Raw genomic sequence first — 17,556 nt, 5'->3', positions numbered from 1 at the left:
GTCGATCTCTCGTGCTCGTTCCAGGGTGTCACGCGGTTCCCCGCCCCGCGACGGATATTCGCTGCAGGCGGATAGGGTCGCGCCGTGAGCGGGAACGACCACTACTTCACGGCCCGGCCCGCGTCGCCGGACGAGCGCCGCGTGCGGACCGTCACGCTCGGCGGGCAGGACGTCGACGTGGAGACCGCGGGCGGGGTGTTCTCGCCCGACCACGTGGACCTCGGCACCGAGGTGCTGCTGCGCTCGGTGCCCGCGCCGCCGGCCGAGGGCGACCTGCTCGACCTCGGCTGCGGCTGGGGGCCCGTCGCGCTGTCCCTCGCGCTCGCGTCGCCCGGGGCGCGCGTGTGGGCCGTCGACGTCAACGAGCGCGCGCTCGACCTCGTGCGGCGCAACGCCGAGCGGCTCGGCTGCCCGAACGTCGTCGCGGTGACGCCCGACGAGGTGCCCGACGACGTGACGTTCGCGGCGCTCTGGTCGAACCCGCCGATCCGGGTCGGCAAGGCCGAGCTCCATGCGCTGCTGCTGCGCTGGCTCCCGCGCCTGTCGCCCGGCGCGCAGGCGCACCTCGTGGTGTCGAAGAACCTCGGGGCGGACTCGTTGCAGCGCTGGGTCGCTCAGACCCTCGCCGCGGCGGCCGACGTCGAGCGGGTCGCGAGCGCGAAGGGCTTCCGCGTCCTGCGGGTCAGCGCGCGCTGAGGGCGGCGACCGCGGCGCGCGCCTGCGCGAGCGTCGGGGCACCGACGACCCGGGCGCGCTCGACGCCGTCGGCGTCGAGGACCAGGACGGTCGGTGTCGCCCGGACGTCGAGACGCTCGCCGAGCGCCAGGTGGTCGGTCACGTCGACGTCCACGTGCACGACGCCCGGGGTCGTTGCCGCGACGCGCTCGAGCACCTGGTGCGCCGCCCGGCACGGCCGGCAGAACCGGCTCGAGAGCTGCACGAACGTCGCCGTCCCGCCCGGGGTGATCCCGAGCTCCGCGACGGCGGGGTGCGCCGCGGGCGGCGGTGTCGTGAGGTCCACGCCCGGCTCAACGGTACGGGGCGGGCCGCTGTTCCCCACGCTCTCGCGCCGCACGCCCCTGCCGATCCCGCCCTCGCGCTCGCGGGGCCCGGACGGTCCTGCGGCTGTGCGCCGCCCCGGGGCCGGGAACCCGGGGAGCGCGTCCCTCAGGCGACGAGCGCCGCCAGGTCGACGTCGACCTCGGCCACGAGCACGGCGGGCCCGGCGAGCTCGACGTGCCCGTCGGGCAGGACCCGCACGCGCACGCTGCCGCCCGGCACGTCCACGACCCACACGTCCGGGGCCTGCGGGCCGGCCCACGCGCGCACCGCGAGCGCGGCGGCGCACGCTCCCGTCCCGCACGAGCGGGTCTCGCCGACCCCGCGCTCGTGCACCCGCATCCGGACGCGCCCGACGAGCGTGCCGTCCGGCGCCGTGTCCTCCCCGAGCGGCACCACGAGCTCGACGTTGGTGCCGTGCTGCGGGACGGGGGTCACCGTGGGCGCGCGGGTGAGGTCCGCGCTCGTGAGCTCCGCGTCGTCGGCGAGCGCCAGGACGGTGTGCGGGTTGCCGACGTCGACGGTGAGGGCGGGACGGGCCACGTCGACGCCCGCGACGAGCACCTCGGCGTCCTGCCCGGCCGCGGCGGCCTCGGGTCCGCCGGGCAGCGCCCACGGCCCCATGTCGACCGCGTACCAGGGGGCGCCGCCGTCGGGTGCGTCCACGCGCCGCACGCGCCGCACCCCGGCCCGGGTGCCGAGCGCGAGCTCGCCGGCCGCGGGGTCCCACGCGCCGAGCCGCTCGAGGTACGCGGCGAAGACCCGCACGCCGTTGCCGCACATCTCGGCCACCGAGCCGTCGCCGTTGCGGTAGTCCATGAACCAGTGCGCGGCGGGCTCGTCCGCGAGCACGGCAGCGCCCTCGGGGAGCGACGCGCTGGGCGCGACGCGGATCACGCCGTCCCCGCCGATGCCGGCGCGCCGGTCCGCGAGCGCCCGCACGAGCGCCGGCGTCAGGTCCAGGGCGCCGGCCCGGTCGTCGAGCAGGACGAAGTCGTTCTGGGTGCCGTGCCCCTTGGTGGCGGCGAGCCGACGGGCTGCGGGCGGCGCGGTCACCGCGGACAGTGCCGCACCCGGGGCCGTCGTGGTCTCGGGGGAGGTCGCCGGGCTCGTCATGAGCCCAGACTACGGCGGGGCGCGGGGTCGTCGGTCGCGAGCCCGAGCGTGCCCGCGTCGGCGCGTGCGACGAGGTCGAGCGCGCGCTCGACGAGGTCGGGGCTCTGCGCGTCGAGCCAGTGCACACGCGGGTCGCGCCCGAACCAGCCCATCTGCTTGCGGGCGAGCCGGCGCGTCCCGGCGGCCACCGCGGCGCGCGCCTCGTCCTCGGTCAGCTCGCCCCGGAACGTCGTGAGCACCTCGGCGTACCCGACGGCGCGCGACGCGGTGCGCCCGATCCCCCGGTCCGCGAGCGCCCGCACCTCCTCGACGAGCCCCTGGTCCCACATCCGCGCGACGCGCCGCTCGATCCGCTCGTCGAGCACGCCGCGGTCGCAGTCGAGGCCGAGCTGCACCGCCGGCACCTCGTACACGTGCTGCGGCAGGCTCGCCGAGTACTGCCGCCCGGTGAGCTCGATGACCTCGAGCGCGCGCACGAGCCGCCGTGCGTTCCGCGGGCCGATGCCGGCCGCCGCCACCGGGTCGCGTGACTCGAGCTCGGCGTGCAGCGCGCGCGAGCCCTCGGCCTCGACGCGGGCCTCGAGCCGTGCCCGGACCTCCGGGTCGGTCCCGGGGAACTCCATGTGGTCGAGCAGCGACCGGACGTAGAGCCCCGAGCCGCCGACCGCGATCGCGCGGGCACCGCGGGCGTGGATCGCGGTGATGTCCGCGCGCGCCCCCGCCTGGTAGTCGGCGACCGAGGCGTCCTGCGACGGCTCGAGCACGTCGAGCTGGTGGTGCGGGACGCCCTGGCGCTCGGCGACGGTGAGCTTGGCGGTGCCGATGTCCATGCCGCGGTAGAGCTGCATCGCGTCGGCGTTGACGACCTCGCCGCCGAGCGCGTGCGCGAGCGCGAGGGCGAGGTCCGACTTCCCGGTCGCGGTGGGGCCGACGACGGTCACGACGAGCATCATGCGTGCGTGTCCTCCGAGGGGGCGGCCGGGCGGCGCACGCTCGCCCGGGAGCCGGCGCGGGTCGCCGGGTCGTGCGCGACGACCCAGGTCGCGACCACGTGCTGCGCGCCGAGCGGCGCCTGTGCGGTGTGCACGGTCGCGGTCACGGCGCGCTCGGGCGGAGCGTCGACGGCACCGTCGCGCGGCAGGGCGCCGAGGAGCACCTGCCAGGGGCCCCAGCCGGTCACGTCGAGCTCGCCCGCGAGACCCGGGTCGAGCGAGCCGAGGCGCGTGAGCGCGTCCGCCCCCGCGTCGGCGAGGTCGGCGAGCACCGCGGCGTCGTAGCCGGGGGCGCGCTCGTCGTCGGCGCGCGGGGCGTCGGGGCCGTGCCGTGCGCTGAGGGAGCCGACGACGACGAGGCCCGTGCGGGGCGCGCCGACCGGCGCGAGGTCGCGCCCCGTCGCCACCAGGCGGGCCGCGGACGACCGGTCGGCGCGGGCCGTGGGGGCCGTCTCGACGACGTCCACCGGGCCCGCCCAGCCGGCCTGACGGAGCAGGAGCACGGCGACCGAGGCGGACACGCCCACGGCCCGGGTCGCAGAGCCGGTGCCCTCCGTGGCGTCCAGGCCCGCGTCGCGGGCGTCCTGCGTACCGCCCGCAGCGGGCCCGCCAGCCGTCGGCGTCTCCCCCGGGGTCGGCCACCCCAGCGCGCCGTCCGGGATGCCGGCGGCGGCGAGCGACGCGCGCACCGGGGCGGGCGTCACGCGCACGGGACCGGAGTCGCCGGACCCGGTGCCGGGGGCCACGACGACGACACGCTCGACGTGGCGCGCCAGCACCGACCGCACCGCGTCGAGCGCGTGGCTGCGCAGGTCTCCGTGCACGTCCGTCACCCCGGACGCCCCGGGGACGAGGAGCACGGTGTCCGGGACGAGCGCGGCGGCGACGAGCATGCCCCGACGGTAGCCGCTCAGTCGGTGAGCACCCGCGCGACGTCGTCCGCCTCGCGGTCGCGACCGGCCCGGCGCAGCACGTCGATCAGCAGCGCCGCGACCTGGGCGCGCAGACCGGCGTCGCGCACGAGCCCGAACCCCTCGACCGCGGACTCGAGGTGCTCGACCGCCGGGTCCGTCGCACCTGCGTCGGCGTGCAGCCGGCCGGCGAGCCAGAAGGCGTGCGACGCGTCGGCGACGTGGCCGGCCACGCCGAACGCCTCCGCCGCGGCGGCCGCCCGCGTCGCCGCCTCCCCGTCGCGCCCGAGCGTCGCGAGCAGGCGGGCCGCGCAGTCGTCGAGCTCGGCGCGCTCGCGCTCGACCTCGGCCCGGCGTCGCTCGGCCAGCTCGGCGGCGCCCGGCACGTCGGCCGGACCCTCGGGTCCGCCGTCGGCCGTGGTCGGCGCGGCGAGCTCGTCGAGGCACCGCTCGACCTCCGCGAGCGCGGCGTCCGCCCGGCCGAGGTCCGCGGCCGACCGCGCGTGGGTCCGCACGACCGCGGCCGTGAGCAGCGGGTCCGCACCACCCGCGCGCAGCAGGGTCGTCGCACGGGTGTACGCCCAGGACGCACCCTCGTGGTCGTCGAGCACCTGCGCGCACCGCGCGGCCTCGGCCAGCGCGGAGCCGGCGTCGGCGAGCAGCCCGGCATCCTCCGCGTGCCGCGCCGCCTCGAGGTACAGCGGCGCCGCGGCCGCGGGGTCGCTGTCGTCCACGAGCTGCGACGCCCGGAGCAGGGTCGCGGTGACGTCGGGGAGCTCGGCGCCCGGTGCCGGCGACCCTGGGTCGGAGGGCCGGAGCGCGCTCGCCGGGGCACCGGAGACGCCGCCGTCCGTCGCGTCCGTGCCCGCCCGCCGGGCCTGTGCCGGGATCACCGCGAGGTCGAGCGCCTCGGGCGCCGCCTCCGTCCGCCACGCGCGGGCGACGAGCCGGGACACGTGGTCGGTGCCGTTGCGGCGGTCGAACGCGGCCGCGAGCGCGTCGGCCTCCGCTCGGGCCCAGTCCGCGAGCTCGGCGACGGTCGTGGCGGGCACGGTCGTGAGGCGGACGGGACGCCCGGGCTCCGTGGCCCGGAGCGCCGCGAGCGCGGCGCCGACGTGCACGAGGTAGGTCAGCCGGCTGTCGGGCGAGTCCCCGCCGGTGAGCAGCCGCTGGTCCGCCTCGATCATCCGCACCGCCCGGTCGCCGTGCCCGCCGCGCGCCAGGAGCTCGACGTGCCGGCCGCGGGCGCCCGCCATGTCGCCGTGGCTGTCCGCGAGGTGCGCGAGCCCGCGCCGGTGGGTCGCCGCCGCGTCGGCGAGGCGGCCCTCCTCGAGGTAGGCGAGCTGGAGGTGGGACAGCATGTCCGCGGGCTCCGTCGCGCACGTCGGGTTCTCCGTGAGCGTGCGCTCGAGCAGCCGGATCCCCTCGTCGGTGCGCCCGACCTCGAACAGGTACGACGCGCGGTCCCCCGGCTCGCACGCCTCGCACTGCGAGAAGTCGTCGCGCGGCGTCGCGACCCACGCCTCGTAGGCCGCCGCGGTGTCCTCCGCCCCGCGCGCCCGCGACCACACGAACCGCTGCAGGGCGACCGCGTTCATGCCGTTGCCCGCGACCGCGAACCGGTGCTCCATGTCGGCGAGCGTGCGGTCGATCTGCGCGGCGGGGACGGTCGGGAACTCGGTGAGGTTCGCGACCATCCACTTGAAGGACCAGAACAGCGTGTGCCGGTCCTGCTCGTCGAACAGGTCCGGGCGCTCGTCCCACCACCGCACGAGCCGGGTGAACGGCACGTACGCCTTGTCGACCTCGCCGCCCCAGACGTACGCCTCGACGAGCGTCGACAGCGCGTACGCGCGGGCGTCGTCCGGCCCCTCGGAGTCGACGAGCCGCACCTGACGCTCGGCCGCCTGGGTGCGGGCGAGGCCGTAGGGCAGGTCGCGGACGCGCGAGATCTCCCGGTTGGCGGACTCGAGGGTGCGGCTCATGGGGTCTCCGGGGTGACGGAACGAGCGGCGCGGCGGGCGCCGGGGACGGATCGGGGTGGGGGCGGAGGTCGGGCGGGTCAGTGCGTGGGGTCGGCTCCGCGGAGCCCGGCGCGCAGCAGCACCGAGAGCGAGGCGTTCATGGTCGCGACCTCACGGGCGCGCAGCGGCTCTCCCGCGAGCAGGAGCGCCGAGACGTAGAGCGACTCGAGCCCGGCGTCGCGCACCGTCCCGGCCGGCGCCGCGAGCAGGTCCTCGACGAGCGGGTTCGCGCAGTTGAGCACGAGCTGGCGCGAGCGCGCCGTCCCGCCGAAGCCGGCGAGCACCTCGCCCCACAGGTCGTCGGCCTCGCCGACGGTCCGCGAGAGCTCGCGCTCGTGGTCGCCCGCACGGTCGTGCAGCAGCATGGCGGGCAGCTCGACCGGCTCGAAGGTGCGCAGCGCGACCTCGCAGTCGTGCGGTGCGAGCACCGCGTTCGCGGCCTCGACCACCGGGAGCAGCTCGAGCTCGCGCACGGGTGCCAGCGGGGCCAGGACCTGGTCGACGTCCTGCGTGCCGAGCGGGCGCACGCCCCACGCCGGCCGCCGGTCCGCGAGCCGGGCGAGCAGGTCCGCGTCGTACACGTACCCCGCGTTGACGACCCCGAGGCCCTGCGCGCGGGCGACGGGGGCGATGCGCCGGAACTCCTCGACGGTCGGTGCGTAGAGCACGTCCCCGTGCGCCTCGTGCACCTCGGCGAGCGTCAGCTGGCCGTCGGTGGTCTCGTACGGGAGCACGTCGGCGACGAGGTCGAGCATCGCGTCGTCGGTCGTCGCGAGCGCACGCACCGCGAGGTGGTGGGCCTCGACGAACGCGCGCGCGAGCGGCGAGCGCTCCCGCAGGGTCGCGAGCGTCCAGGCCCGCACCTGCTCGCCGAGGGCGTCGCGCGCGGCGAGCAGGACCTCGTCGGCGTAGAGCTGCTCGCGCGACGCCGTGGGACGGAGGCCGGTCGCGTCGACGACGCACCGGACGAAGAAGGCCCACTCCGGCAGCAGCCCCTCGACGCGCGGGCCGAGCAGCATCCGCTTGAGGTAGGCGCGGTGCGTGCCGGAGCCGGTGGGCGGCACCGCGGCCGGCAGCACGAACGCGACACCGCTGACCCCGGCGAGGGGCACCTCGAGGTCGACGTGCGCGAGCGGGGTGAACCCGAGGGTCCGCTCGCAGTACCGCACGAGCGCCTCGGCGCGCTCCTCGGGCGTGGCGTACCGGCGTCGCCACGGCAGGTCGGGCTCGGTCAGCCGCCGCCACGCGGTCGCGCCGTCGACGTCGACCTGGACCGCGACGTCGACGGGCAGGAGCGAGCCGAAGTCGCGGGCGAGGGCGACGACCGTGTCGTGCGCGAGCCAGTGCTCGAGGTCGCGCCGGGGCCGCAGACGCACGGTGCTGCCGACCGGGACGTCGGCGTCGAGCTCGGTGAGCTCGTAGCTGCCGTCCGCGCGCCCGAGCCAGCGCACCGGCGGCTCGCCCGTGCCGCGCGCGGTCCGGGAGACGAGCTCGATCTCGTCGGCCACCATGAACGCCGAGAGCAGGCCGATGCCGAACTGCCCGAGGAACTCCTCGCGCCCGAGCCCGACCTCGAGGTCGCGCTTCGAGCTCCGGCCGATCGTCGCGAGCAGCTCGCGCGCCTCCACGAGGGTCAGCCCGATCCCGGAGTCGGCCACCTCGAGCGCGCCGTCCGCCGCGGTGCGCAGCCGGACCGTCGCGGGCGCCGCCGGGTCGAGGGCGCGGCGCGCCGTGATCGCGTCGACGCCGTTCTGCAGCAGCTCGCGCAGGTACACGCGCGGGCCGGAGTACAGGTGGCGCGCGAGCAGGTCGACGACGCCGCGCAGGTCGACCTGGAAGGCCTGGGCGGACGAGGGCTCCCCCACCTCAGTCGGCGTCGCTCGCGCGGTACGCGGCCAGCTGCGCCTTCGCCGTCTCCGCGGCCTGCGGGTACAGGTCGTCGAGGTGCGCGAAGAGCTGGAGCGCGGTGCTGATGCCGCACGCCATGTGCAGGTCGAGCTGCTCGTCGGTCAGCCCGTGCTCGTAGCTCACGACGTGCTCGGCGTACACGCCGACGTCGTCACCCTCGACGCGCACGTACGCCTTGGGCCAGAGCGTGTCGAGGTTCCACTGGTTCGCCGCGCGCGTCAGGGCGTCGGCCTCACTGACCGGGACCTCGCGCGTCCACCGGCCGCGGACCTGGAGGAACTCGCCGTCGGCACCCAGGCGGAAGAAGTAGAACAGGTGGTCGTCCCACCGACCGCCGATGTCGCCGTCGTCGTCCACCCCGTACGTGAAGCCCTGCGCGTCGAGGCGGTCGATGATGCGCTGGTGGCTCAGCGGCGCGAGCACGGGCTGCGCCGCGGCGCCCGCCTCCGGCTTGGTGAAGAAACCCATGGGAACCTCGTCGTCTCGTGCGCGCCGTGGGCGGCGCGTCGTGCCCTTCCGGGGCCGCGCGGCGCACGAGCGCCACGGACCAGGACCGTGCCGCACGAGACTAGCCGCCCGCACCGACCCGGTGGCGCGAAGTCGGACGGACCGGGACGATCCACCCGTCCGGCCCAGCCGCGGGCCCACCTCCGGCCGCTCGCGGGCTCCGCGGGTAGGCTTCCGCGCATGGGTTTCTTCCGGGACCGACGCCTCCGCCGGTGGCTCGGGCTGCGGCCCGAGGCCTCGGGTCGGGGGCCGCGCGACGCCCGCCGCACCGGCGGCGGACCGGTGCTGGGCCCGGGCGTGCCGGACGACGAGCTGCACGAGCACGTGACGCAGCTGCTCGCCCGTGAGCTCGGCGCGGTCCAGCTCACCGGCGACGTCCCCACCCCGGTGACCGCCGCCCGGGTCGCCGAGTGGTTCAGCCGCCACCAGTTCAGCTACTTCGTCGACAACGACGGCGACCTGGGCGGGCTCTGGCGCGGGCGGCTGTTCTACTTCTTCCTCTTCGGCGAGCACTCCGAGATCCTCCAGGTCCGCGGCCAGTGGCACCGCGAGGTCGCCATCGAGCGGCTCGAGGAGGTGCTCGACGTGTGCAACGAGTGGAACGCGGACCGGATCTGGCCCAAGGCGTACGCACGCGTGCGCGACAACGGCATGGTGCACGTCGTCGCCGAGGTCGCGACCGACCTCGAGCACGGGGTGACCGACGACCAGCTCAACCAGCTGCTGTTCTGCGGCCTGAGCACCGGCAGCATGTTCTTCGACTCGCTCGACGAGCTGTACCCCGACCCCGCGGGGGTGGCGCCGTGAGCGACGGAGCGCTCCCCCGCTGGGTCACGCGCGTGCTCGGCGGCTTCGCCAAGCCCGAGAAGCACGCGCCGGTCCGCGACCAGGAGGTCCCGACGCCGCTGTCCCGCGACCGGATCGAGGGCTACCTGCGCTCGCGCGGCTACCGCTACTTGATCGACGACGACGGCGACCTCACAGGGACGTGGGACGGCAGCCGCTTCTGGTTCCTGCTGCTCGGCGAGCACGACGAGATCCTGCAGGTGCGGGGGCGCTGGCACCGCTCGCTCGCCCTCGAGCAGCGCCGGTCGGTGGCCCTGGCGGTCAACGACTGGAACCGCGAGCGCATCTGGCCCAAGGTCTACGTCCGCGAGGAGGACGGTCTGCTCGCGCTCTACAGCGAGGTCTCCGCGGACCTCGAGCAGGGCGTCACCGACGTCCAGCTCGCGCAGCTGCTCGCGTGCGGGCTGGGCACGGGCGTCCAGATGTTCACGGCGATCGAGGCGATCCTGCCCGGCGACGAGGCACCCCCGGGGATCCCCGACAACTGACCGGGCGACCCGGGCGTCTCGCGCGGCCGCAGGTCTGCGCGGGGACGCTCCCCGACGCCGCCCGCGGGTCCGGGAGCGTCAGCGCCGTGGCGCCCCGAGCGTCGGCAGGCCCAGCACGACGGGCCCGGCGGGAGCGGGTGCAGCCGTCCCGCACCCGGCTGCCGCCGGCGCACCGCCGTGCGCCTGCTCGCCGCCGGCCTGCCGCGCCTCCCACGCGTCGCCCGCGCGCGTGCGCCGCACGCCGAAGGCCCCGGGATCGGTCAGGGCGGAGTCCGCGACCAGGTGGTACGGGGCGGCGTGCGTCACGGTCACCGTCACGAGGTCTCCCGGGCGCGGCGCGGCGTCCGCCGGCAGGTCCTCCGGCAGCGCGAGGTGCACGAGCCGGTTGTCGGCGGCGCGGCCCGTCACGCGGTGCGTCGCGCCGTCCTTGCGACCCTCGCTCTCCGCGACCAGGACCTCGACGCGCCGGCCGACCTGCGCCTGGTTCTCCTCGAACGCGATGCGGTCCTGCAGCGCGGCGAGCCGCACGTACCGCTCCTGCACGACCGCCTTGGGGAGCTGGTCGGGCAGGTCCGCCGCCGGGGTCCCCGGGCGCTGCGAGTACTGGAACGTGAACGCCGACGAGAACCGCGCGGCCTCGACGACGCGGAGGGTCTCGGCGAAGTCCTCCTCGGTCTCCCCCGGGAACCCGACGATGATGTCGGTCGTGATCGCGGCGTCGGGCATCGCGGCGCGCACGCGGTCCAGGATGCCGAGGAACTTCTCGGAGCGGTACGACCGCCGCATCGCCCGGAGCACCCGGTCCGAGCCCGACTGCAGCGGCATGTGCAGCTGCGGCATGACGGTCGGCGTCTCCGCCATCGCGGCGATCACGTCGTCCGTGAACGCGGCCGGGTGCGGGGACGTGAAGCGCACGCGCTCGAGCCCCTCGATCGCCCCGACCGCCCGCAGCAGCTTGGCGAACGCGCCGCGGTCCCCGAACTCGACGCCGTAGGAGTTCACGTTCTGCCCGAGCAGCGTGACCTCGACGGCTCCCTGGTCGACGAGCGCCTGCACCTCCGCGAGGATCTCCCCCGGCCGGCGGTCGCGCTCCTTGCCGCGCAGGTGCGGGACGATGCAGAAGGTGCAGGTGTTGTTGCACCCGACGCTGATCGACACCCAGCCCGCATACACCGACTCGCGCCGCGTGGGCAGCGTCGAGGGGAACACCTGGAGCGACTCGGCGATCTCGACCTCGGCGCGCTCGTTGTGCCGCGCGCGCTCGAGCAGCACCGGCAGGGCGTCGAGGTTGTGCGTGCCGAACACCACGTCGACCCAGGGCGCGCGGTCGACGATGCCGGCGCGGTCCTTCTGCGCGAGGCAGCCGCCCACCGCGATCTGCATGCCCGGACGCGCCCGCTTCGCCCCCGCCAGGCGCCCGAGGTTGCCGTACAGCTTGTCGGCCGCGTTCTCGCGGACCGCGCAGGTGTTGATGACGATGACGTCGGCGGCCTCCGCCGCGGCGTCGGACGCGCTCGCCTGCACGTACCCCGCCTGCTCGAGCATCCCGGCCATGTGCTCGGAGTCGTGCACGTTCATCTGGCAGCCGAGCGTCTTGACCAGGTACGTGCGCGCGGGCGCGCCGCGGTCCCCGGCGGGGGTGCCGTCGGCGTCGCGGGCGGCGCGCGGGGCGGGGCCGGCGAGCAGGGCGGCGGCGTCCGCAGGGACGTGGGGCAGGGTCGTGGACATCGCCGTCCAGGGTACGTCTCCCCGGCGCCGGGCCCGTGCGCTGCGGGGTCGCACATTTCCGGGACGTTGCCGGACCGTGACCTCAGCGGGTAGCGGGCGCAACACTTCACCCCTAGGTTCGTCGAATGGTCGACACCCCCGCCGCCCCTGCGACCGCAGTGCAGCCGCGCACCCTGGGCGCCCCGCTCGTCGTCCTCGACGGGGTCAACAAGCACTTCGGTCAGCTCCACGTCCTGCAGGACATCGACCTGACGGTCCACCGCGGCGAGGTCGTCGTCGTGATCGGGCCGTCGGGCAGTGGGAAGTCCACGCTGTGCCGCACGATCAACCGCCTCGAGACGATCGACTCGGGCACCATCGCGATCGACGGGGTGCCCCTGCCCGCCGAGGGCAAGCAGCTCGCGCGGCTGCGCGCCGACGTCGGCATGGTGTTCCAGTCGTTCAACCTGTTCGCGCACAAGACGGTCCTCGAGAACGTCACGCTCGGGCAGATCAAGGCCAAGGGCGTCCCCCGTGGCGAGGCGCGCGAGATCGCGATGTCGCTGCTCGAGCGCGTCGGGGTCGCGAACCAGGCCGACAAGCTGCCCGCGCAGCTCTCGGGCGGGCAGCAGCAGCGCGTGGCGATCGCCCGGGCCCTGGCGATGAAGCCGAAGGTCATGCTGTTCGACGAGCCGACGTCCGCGCTCGACCCCGAGATGATCAACGAGGTCCTCGACGTCATGGTGTCGCTCGCGAGCGAGGGCATGACGATGGTGGTCGTGACCCACGAGATGGGCTTCGCGCGCAAGGCCGCGCACCGCGTCGTCTTCATGGACGCGGGACGCATCGTCGAGGAGGAGACCCCCGAGACCTTCTTCACGGCGCCGAAGAGCGACCGTGCCCGCGACTTCCTGTCGAAGATCCTGACCCACTGACACCCCGACCCGTCCGACCCGGCGGAGCCACCGCCTCGCCGGGCGCACCGAACGTCACCGACACCGTGGTGCACCGCAACGAGAGGAACTGACAATGCGCAGACGAACCGTGGGGAGCGCAGCGGCCCTGGCCGCCCTCGCCCTGACCCTCACCGCGTGCGGCGGCTCCGACGAGCCCGCCGGCGGCGCGACCAGCGAGGAGACCTCCGCCGGCGGCGGCGAGTCGATCCGGATCGGCATCAAGTTCGACCAGCCCGGCCTCGGTTTCAAGGACGGCGACGACTTCACGGGCTTCGACGTCGACATGGCGCGTGCGATCGCCGAGAAGCTCGGGTACTCCGAGGACCAGATCGAGTTCGTCGAGTCGCCGTCCGCGCAGCGCGAGAACCTGCTGCAGACCGGCCAGGTCGACATGATCTTCGCCACCTACTCGATCACCGACGCCCGCAAGGAGACCGTCGCCTTCGCCGGTCCGTACTTCGTCGCCGGGCAGGACCTGCTCGTCGCGGCGGACGACGACTCCATCAGCGGGCCCGAGGACCTCGAGGGCAAGAACCTCTGCTCGGTCACCGGCTCCACGTCGGCGCAGCGCATCAAGGACGAGTACGCCGCCGGCACCAACCTGCTCGAGCAGCCCAGCTACGCCGAGTGCGTCACGGCGCTCACGTCGGGTGCGGTCGACGCGGTCACGACGGACGACATCATTCTCGCCGGCCTCGCCGCCCAGCCCGCCAACGAGGGCAAGGTCAAGGTCGTCGGCAACCCGTTCTCCGAGGAGAACTACGGCGTCGGCCTCCCGCAGGACAACGAGACCTGCGAGGACATCAACACGGCCATCACCGAGCTCATCGAGGACGGCACCTGGCAGCAGATCCTCGACGACAACGTCGGGGCCTCGGGCTACGAGGCGAACGAGGAGCTGAACCCGCCCACGGTCGAGGCCTGCGCCTGACCTGACCTGACCCGCAGCCGACCGGGACGGGGCGACGGACCTCTCGTCGCCCCGTCCCGCTCGGTGCGAGCCACCCTGCACCGAGGAGGTGAGAGCGCTGGACGGCACCTATCTGGACCAGTTCGTCGCGCTGTTCGAGACCTTTGACGTCCCCGCGGCGTTCTGGGTCAACATCAAGCTGACGTTCTTCGCCGCGCTGCTCTCGCTCGTGCTCGGCACGGTGCTCGCCGTCATGCGCATCTCGCCGCTGCCGAGCCTGCGCTGGGCCGGCACCACGTACGTGAACGTGTTCCGGAACACGCCGCTCACGATCATCATCGTGTTCTGCGTGCTCGGCCTCTGGGGCCAGCTGGGGGTGACGCTCGCCCCCGACTTCAACGAGAACTTCGTGCGGCTCGCGATCCTCGGGCTGGCGGTCTACCACGCGGCGTTCGTCTGCGAGGCATTGCGGTCCGGCGTCAACACCGTGCCCGTCGGCCAGGCCGAGGCCGCCCGGGCCATCGGGCTCGGGTTCCTGTCGACGGCGCGGCTGATCATCCTCCCGCAGGCGTTCCGCGGTGCTGTGGCCCCGCTCGGCAACACCCTCATCGCGCTGACGAAGAACTCCACCGTCGCCGCCGCCGGGTCTGTCGCCGAGGCGTCCGGGCTCATGCGCACCATGATCGAGTTCCGGTCCGACGTCGTCATCGCGATCTTCCTCACCTTCGCGCTCGGGTTCGTGCTCCTCGTCATCCCCGTCGGCCTGCTGACGACGTCCCTCTCGCGACGACTGGCGGTGGCCCGGTGAGCAGCACCCAGAGCGTCCTGTTCGACGTCCCCGGACCGCGCACGCGCCGCCGGATGATGTGGCTCAACATCGTGTTCGCGCTCGTCGTCGCCGGGATCGGCGTGCTCCTGCTCGTGCTGCTCGGCCGCAAGGGGCAGCTCGAGGCCGCCCTGTGGACGCCGTTCCTGCAGTGGCGCACGTGGGAGAGCTTCCTGCTGCCGGGCCTGCTCAGCACGCTCCAGGCGGCCGGGCTCGCCATCGTCGGCTCGTCCGTCTTCGGGCTCGTGTTCGGGCTCGGGCGCCTGTCCGAGCTGCGGCTCGTCCGCGTGCTCAGCGGCACGGTCGTCGAGTTCTTCCGCGCCGTGCCGGTGCTCCTCATGATGATCTTCGTCTGGCTCGCGCTCGGGTTCTCCGACATCGGCAGCATCGACCCCGGCGACTACCCGCTCGTCGCCGTCGTCACCGCGCTCGTGCTCTACAACGGCTCGGTCTTCGCCGAGCTCGTGCGCTCCGGCGTGCACGGGCTGCCGCGCGGCCAGCGCGAGGCTGCGCTCGCGACCGGGCTCACCGGCCCGCAGTCGCTGCGGTCCGTCGAGGTGCCTCAGGCCCTCATCGCGATGCTCCCGGCGCTCGTCAGCCAGCTCGTCGTCATCCTCAAGGACACCGCGCTCGGCTACATCATCACGTACCGGGAGCTGCTCCAGGAGGCCCGGCAGGTCGGCTCCGGGAACGGCAACATCCTCCAGGCCCTCGCCGTCGCCGCGGTCGTGTTCATCGTCATCAACTACGCGTTGACGAAGGCCGCGCCGTGGGTCGGGCAGCGGATGGGGCGCCGGACGAGCGGGCGCGCGAAGGCCGAGGCGCCGAGCCTCGTCGTGGCGACGCGCGACTGAGCAGGAACGCCGGGCGGCCCGGCCCGGGGGGCTGCGGTTCTCGCGGTTGCTCCACGAGGCGGGTCGACACCGCCACGAGCCCTGCGTCTCGCGGTCGCGCGTCCACGGCCCTGCGTCCACACGGGTCGCGGGTGCGCTCGGCCCGCGTCCGCCTCGGCCGTGCCCGCGGAGAACGGGCGCGCCGCTGCCGCAGGCCCGCCGTCGATGTCGGGAACGAGGTCAGCCGGCGGTCGCGCTCGCGCGGATCTCGCGGACGACCGTGACCTTGATCTCGCCCGGGTACTGCAGGTCCGCCTCGATGTGCTTGGCGATCGCGACCGCGAGCTGCGGCAGGGCGTAGTCGTCGACCTCCGACGGCTCGACGACCACCCGGACCTCGCGGCCGGCGGACATCGCGAGCGCGCGCCGCACCCCGGCGTGGGCCGTGACGAGCTGCTCGAGCTTGTCCATGCGCTCGACGTACTGGTCGAGCTCCTCGCGGCGTGCGCCGGGCCGTGCGGCCGAGATCGCGTCCGACGCCTGCACGAGCACCGCCTCGACGGTCTCGGCCGGCACCTCCTCGTGGTGCGCCGCGATCGCGTTGACGACGGCGGGTGACTCCCCGCACCGCCGCGCCAGGTCCGCACCGACCAGCGCGTGCGTGCCCTCGACCTCCGCCGTGAGCGCCTTGCCGACGTCGTGGAGGAACGCGGCACGGCGGGTCGTCGCGACGTCGGCCCCGACCTCGGCGGCGATGGCGGCCGCGATCAGCGCGGTCTCGACGAGGTGCTCGAGCACGTTCTGGCCGTACGACGTGCGCAGCCGGAGCCGGCCCATCGTCCGGACGAGGTCCGGGTGGAGGCCCGAGACGCCGGCGCGCTCGGCGGCGTCGTGCCCCGCGGACACGGTCCGGTCCTCCGCGCCGGCGAGCGCCTCCGCGTACGCCGCCTCGATCCGCTGGGGGTGGATCCGCCCGTCGGACATGAGCGCCTCGAGCGTGACCTGGGCGACCTCGCGGCGGTCGGCGTCGAAGCAGGAGAGGACGACGGAGTCCGGGGTGTCGTCGATGAGCACGTTGACGCCGGTGAGGGCCTCGAACGCGCGGATGTTGCGGCCCTCCTTGCCGATGATCCGTCCCTTCATCTCCTCCGACGGGAGAGGCAGGACCGTGATCACGGACTGCGAGCTCGTCGGCACCGCGGTGCGCTGGACAGCAGCCGCGACGATCCGCTTCGCCCGGGACTCCGCGGTCCGGCGCGCCTGGGCTTCCGCCCGACGGACGAGCGTCGCCGCGTCGTTCGTCGCCTCGTCGACCATGCGGCGGACGAGCTCCGCGCGGGCCTCCTCGGCGGTCAGGTCGGCGACGGCCTCCAGCCGGGCGCGGGCGTCACGCTCCGCCGACGACCGGCGCTCGGCCACCTCCTGCTCGGCGGTGGCGAGGGCGTCCTGCCGCTCACGCGCCGCGCGCTCGGCCTCGGCGACGGCCCTCTGGTCGTCCGCCACCGCACGCTCACGCTCGACGAGCCGGGCCTCGCGGCGCTCGGCGTCGGCGAGGAGCGCACGCGCGTCGTCCCGGATCGACGCGACGTCGGCCTTCGCCTGCCGGCGCTGCTCGTCCGCCTCACGCCGAGCGACGAGCACCAGGATGAGCGCGACCAGGCAGGCCCCCAGGAGAGCCACGACCAGCCCGAGCTCACCCATCGACGCGTCCCCCTCCGGCGCTGCTGAGCGCTCCGCGGCCCGGATGCCGCGTGATGCCCTCCGGAGCATTCTCCCGCACGCACCCGACGGCCGACGCCGCGGCGCGCGGCGTCACCCGGGAGCCCGGCGTCGCCCGGGAACCCGGCGTCGCCCGGCAGCCCGGCGTCGCCCGGGAGCGCGACGAGCGCCGTCACTCTCCGCGGGCGATGTCCTCGGCGACGTCGCCGATCTCCGCGCCCTCCTCGGCTAGCGCCTCGCGCACGAGCCGTGAGACGAGGGCTGCCGGGTACCCCCGCCGGCCGAGCGCCGCGAAGGTGCGTCGGGCGCGGACCTGCGGGTCGAGCCGGGCCGTCGAGGCAAGCTTGCGCCGGACCAGCGCGCGCGCCGCCTCCTCCTCATCCTCGTCATCGACCTCGCCGAGCGCGTCCGATGCGACCTCGTCGTCGATGCCGCGCCGGCGGAGCTCGACGCCGATCGCCCGGCGGGACAAACCCCGCTCGGCGTGCCGCGTCCGCACGAGCATCCGCGCGTACTCCGCGTCGTCGATGAGTCCGACCTCGGTGAACCGGTCGAGCACGCGCGCGGCGACGTCGTCGGGGACGTCCTTGCGCTGCATCGCCTCGGCGAGCTGCGACCGGCTCCGAGCCGAGCTGGCGAGCAGGCGCAGTGCGATCGCCCGGGCGACCGACTCCGGGTCCGCCTCCTCACCGAGGCCGGACGCACCGGAGGCGGGCGGCTCGTCACCGCGCCGCCCGCCCCGGCCCCGCATCGG

Annotated in this window: 17 protein-coding genes; 7 read left to right on the top strand and 10 right to left on the bottom strand. The window is 75.2% G+C overall.

What is annotated here, in order from left to right:
* Nucleotides 1-84 precede the first annotated feature (84 nt).
* Nucleotides 85-696, top strand: a complete 612-nt coding sequence (locus tag NXY84_RS08970) for a class I SAM-dependent methyltransferase (RefSeq protein WP_258726741.1) — start codon at nt 85-87, stop codon at nt 694-696.
* Here NXY84_RS08970 and NXY84_RS08965 read toward each other — a convergent pair.
* The 7 genes from NXY84_RS08965 to NXY84_RS08935 form a co-directional block, all read right to left on the bottom strand.
* Complete coding sequence (locus NXY84_RS08965; protein WP_258726740.1) at nt 683-1,021, bottom strand: TlpA family protein disulfide reductase; 339 nt, start codon at nt 1,019-1,021, stop codon at nt 683-685. The two genes, NXY84_RS08970 and NXY84_RS08965, sit on opposite strands and share 14 nt — an antisense overlap.
* Nucleotides 1,022-1,167: 146 nt before the next feature.
* Nucleotides 1,168-2,175 (bottom strand): diaminopimelate epimerase, encoded by a 1,008-nt coding sequence (gene dapF / locus NXY84_RS08960; protein WP_258726739.1) that lies wholly within the window; start codon nt 2,173-2,175, stop codon nt 1,168-1,170.
* Nucleotides 2,172-3,128, bottom strand: coding sequence for a tRNA (adenosine(37)-N6)-dimethylallyltransferase MiaA (gene miaA, locus NXY84_RS08955; RefSeq protein WP_258726738.1), 957 nt, complete (start codon nt 3,126-3,128; stop codon nt 2,172-2,174). Before miaA ends, dapF begins: the two co-directional genes overlap by 4 nt.
* Nucleotides 3,125-4,060, bottom strand: coding sequence for a hypothetical protein (locus NXY84_RS08950; RefSeq protein WP_258726737.1), 936 nt, complete (start codon nt 4,058-4,060; stop codon nt 3,125-3,127). Before NXY84_RS08950 ends, miaA begins: the two co-directional genes overlap by 4 nt.
* Nucleotides 4,061-4,077: 17 nt before the next feature.
* The gene (locus NXY84_RS08945) at nt 4,078-6,063 is read right to left on the bottom strand and encodes a hypothetical protein (protein ID WP_258726736.1); all 1,986 of its coding nucleotides are present in this window, start codon (nt 6,061-6,063) and stop codon (nt 4,078-4,080) included.
* A gap of 77 nt (nt 6,064-6,140) precedes the next feature.
* On the bottom strand, nt 6,141-7,967 hold the full coding sequence (locus NXY84_RS08940; protein ID WP_258726735.1) for an HSP90 family protein: 1,827 nt from the start codon (nt 7,965-7,967) through the stop codon (nt 6,141-6,143).
* 1 nt (nt 7,968) lies between these two features.
* Nucleotides 7,969-8,478, bottom strand: a complete 510-nt coding sequence (locus NXY84_RS08935) for a YbjN domain-containing protein (protein WP_258726734.1) — start codon at nt 8,476-8,478, stop codon at nt 7,969-7,971.
* 219 nt (nt 8,479-8,697) lie between these two features.
* On the opposite strand from NXY84_RS08935, the gene NXY84_RS08930 reads away from it, so the two are divergent.
* Both NXY84_RS08930 and NXY84_RS08925 read left to right on the top strand, forming a co-directional pair.
* A complete protein-coding gene (locus tag NXY84_RS08930; protein ID WP_258726733.1) occupies nt 8,698-9,324 on the top strand; it encodes a YbjN domain-containing protein in 627 nt (208 codons plus the stop codon).
* A complete protein-coding gene (locus tag NXY84_RS08925; protein WP_258726732.1) occupies nt 9,321-9,851 on the top strand; it encodes a YbjN domain-containing protein in 531 nt (176 codons plus the stop codon). Before NXY84_RS08930 ends, NXY84_RS08925 begins: the two co-directional genes overlap by 4 nt.
* A gap of 78 nt (nt 9,852-9,929) precedes the next feature.
* Here the strand turns inward: NXY84_RS08925 and miaB are convergent, their stop codons facing one another.
* Nucleotides 9,930-11,579, bottom strand: coding sequence for a tRNA (N6-isopentenyl adenosine(37)-C2)-methylthiotransferase MiaB (gene miaB / locus NXY84_RS08920; protein ID WP_258726731.1), 1,650 nt, complete (start codon nt 11,577-11,579; stop codon nt 9,930-9,932).
* Nucleotides 11,580-11,704: 125 nt separating this feature from the next.
* On the opposite strand from miaB, the gene NXY84_RS08915 reads away from it, so the two are divergent.
* From NXY84_RS08915 to NXY84_RS08900, 4 genes are all read left to right on the top strand, one after another.
* On the top strand, nt 11,705-12,493 hold the full coding sequence (locus tag NXY84_RS08915) for an amino acid ABC transporter ATP-binding protein (protein WP_258726730.1): 789 nt from the start codon (nt 11,705-11,707) through the stop codon (nt 12,491-12,493).
* A gap of 94 nt (nt 12,494-12,587) precedes the next feature.
* Nucleotides 12,588-13,445 carry a glutamate ABC transporter substrate-binding protein gene (locus tag NXY84_RS08910; protein ID WP_258726729.1) on the top strand — a complete coding sequence of 286 codons (858 nt, stop codon included), beginning with the start codon at nt 12,588-12,590 and terminating at the stop codon, nt 13,443-13,445.
* A gap of 97 nt (nt 13,446-13,542) precedes the next feature.
* Nucleotides 13,543-14,232 carry an amino acid ABC transporter permease gene (locus NXY84_RS08905; RefSeq protein ID WP_309485083.1) on the top strand — a complete coding sequence of 230 codons (690 nt, stop codon included), beginning with the start codon at nt 13,543-13,545 and terminating at the stop codon, nt 14,230-14,232.
* Nucleotides 14,229-15,104 carry an amino acid ABC transporter permease gene (locus NXY84_RS08900; protein ID WP_258726728.1) on the top strand — a complete coding sequence of 292 codons (876 nt, stop codon included), beginning with the start codon at nt 14,229-14,231 and terminating at the stop codon, nt 15,102-15,104. The genes NXY84_RS08905 and NXY84_RS08900 overlap by 4 nt, the downstream gene beginning before the upstream one ends.
* 219 nt (nt 15,105-15,323) lie before the next feature.
* Here the strand turns inward: NXY84_RS08900 and rny are convergent, their stop codons facing one another.
* Together rny and NXY84_RS08890 are read right to left on the bottom strand one after the other, a co-directional pair.
* The gene (gene rny / locus NXY84_RS08895; protein WP_258726727.1) at nt 15,324-16,784 is read right to left on the bottom strand and encodes a ribonuclease Y; all 1,461 of its coding nucleotides are present in this window, start codon (nt 16,782-16,784) and stop codon (nt 15,324-15,326) included.
* 190 nt (nt 16,785-16,974) lie between these two features.
* On the bottom strand, nt 16,975-17,553 hold the full coding sequence (locus tag NXY84_RS08890; protein WP_258726726.1) for a regulatory protein RecX: 579 nt from the start codon (nt 17,551-17,553) through the stop codon (nt 16,975-16,977).
* Between the last annotated feature and the right edge of the window lie 3 nt (nt 17,554-17,556).

The organism is Cellulomonas sp. NS3, assembly GCF_024757985.1.
GTDB lineage: Bacteria > Actinomycetota > Actinomycetes > Actinomycetales > Cellulomonadaceae > Cellulomonas_A.
Note: the sequence above shows the minus strand (reverse complement) of the source record. Positions and strands in the feature narration are given on the sequence as shown.

Coding starts and splice junctions, on each gene's coding strand:
- NXY84_RS08945 (WP_258726736.1), bottom strand. CDS start 6,063: ATGAGCCGCACCCTCGAGTCCGCCAACCGGGAGATCTCGCGCGTCCGC.
- dapF (WP_258726739.1), bottom strand. CDS start 2,175: ATGACGAGCCCGGCGACCTCCCCCGAGACCACGACGGCCCCGGGTGCG.
- NXY84_RS08915 (WP_258726730.1), top strand. CDS start 11,705: ATGGTCGACACCCCCGCCGCCCCTGCGACCGCAGTGCAGCCGCGCACC.
- NXY84_RS08910 (WP_258726729.1), top strand. CDS start 12,588: ATGCGCAGACGAACCGTGGGGAGCGCAGCGGCCCTGGCCGCCCTCGCC.
- NXY84_RS08950 (WP_258726737.1), bottom strand. CDS start 4,060: ATGCTCGTCGCCGCCGCGCTCGTCCCGGACACCGTGCTCCTCGTCCCC.
- NXY84_RS08930 (WP_258726733.1), top strand. CDS start 8,698: ATGGGTTTCTTCCGGGACCGACGCCTCCGCCGGTGGCTCGGGCTGCGG.
- miaA (WP_258726738.1), bottom strand. CDS start 3,128: ATGATGCTCGTCGTGACCGTCGTCGGCCCCACCGCGACCGGGAAGTCG.
- miaB (WP_258726731.1), bottom strand. CDS start 11,579: ATGTCCACGACCCTGCCCCACGTCCCTGCGGACGCCGCCGCCCTGCTC.
- NXY84_RS08890 (WP_258726726.1), bottom strand. CDS start 17,553: ATGCGGGGCCGGGGCGGGCGGCGCGGTGACGAGCCGCCCGCCTCCGGT.
- NXY84_RS08935 (WP_258726734.1), bottom strand. CDS start 8,478: ATGGGTTTCTTCACCAAGCCGGAGGCGGGCGCCGCGGCGCAGCCCGTG.
- rny (WP_258726727.1), bottom strand. CDS start 16,784: ATGGGTGAGCTCGGGCTGGTCGTGGCTCTCCTGGGGGCCTGCCTGGTC.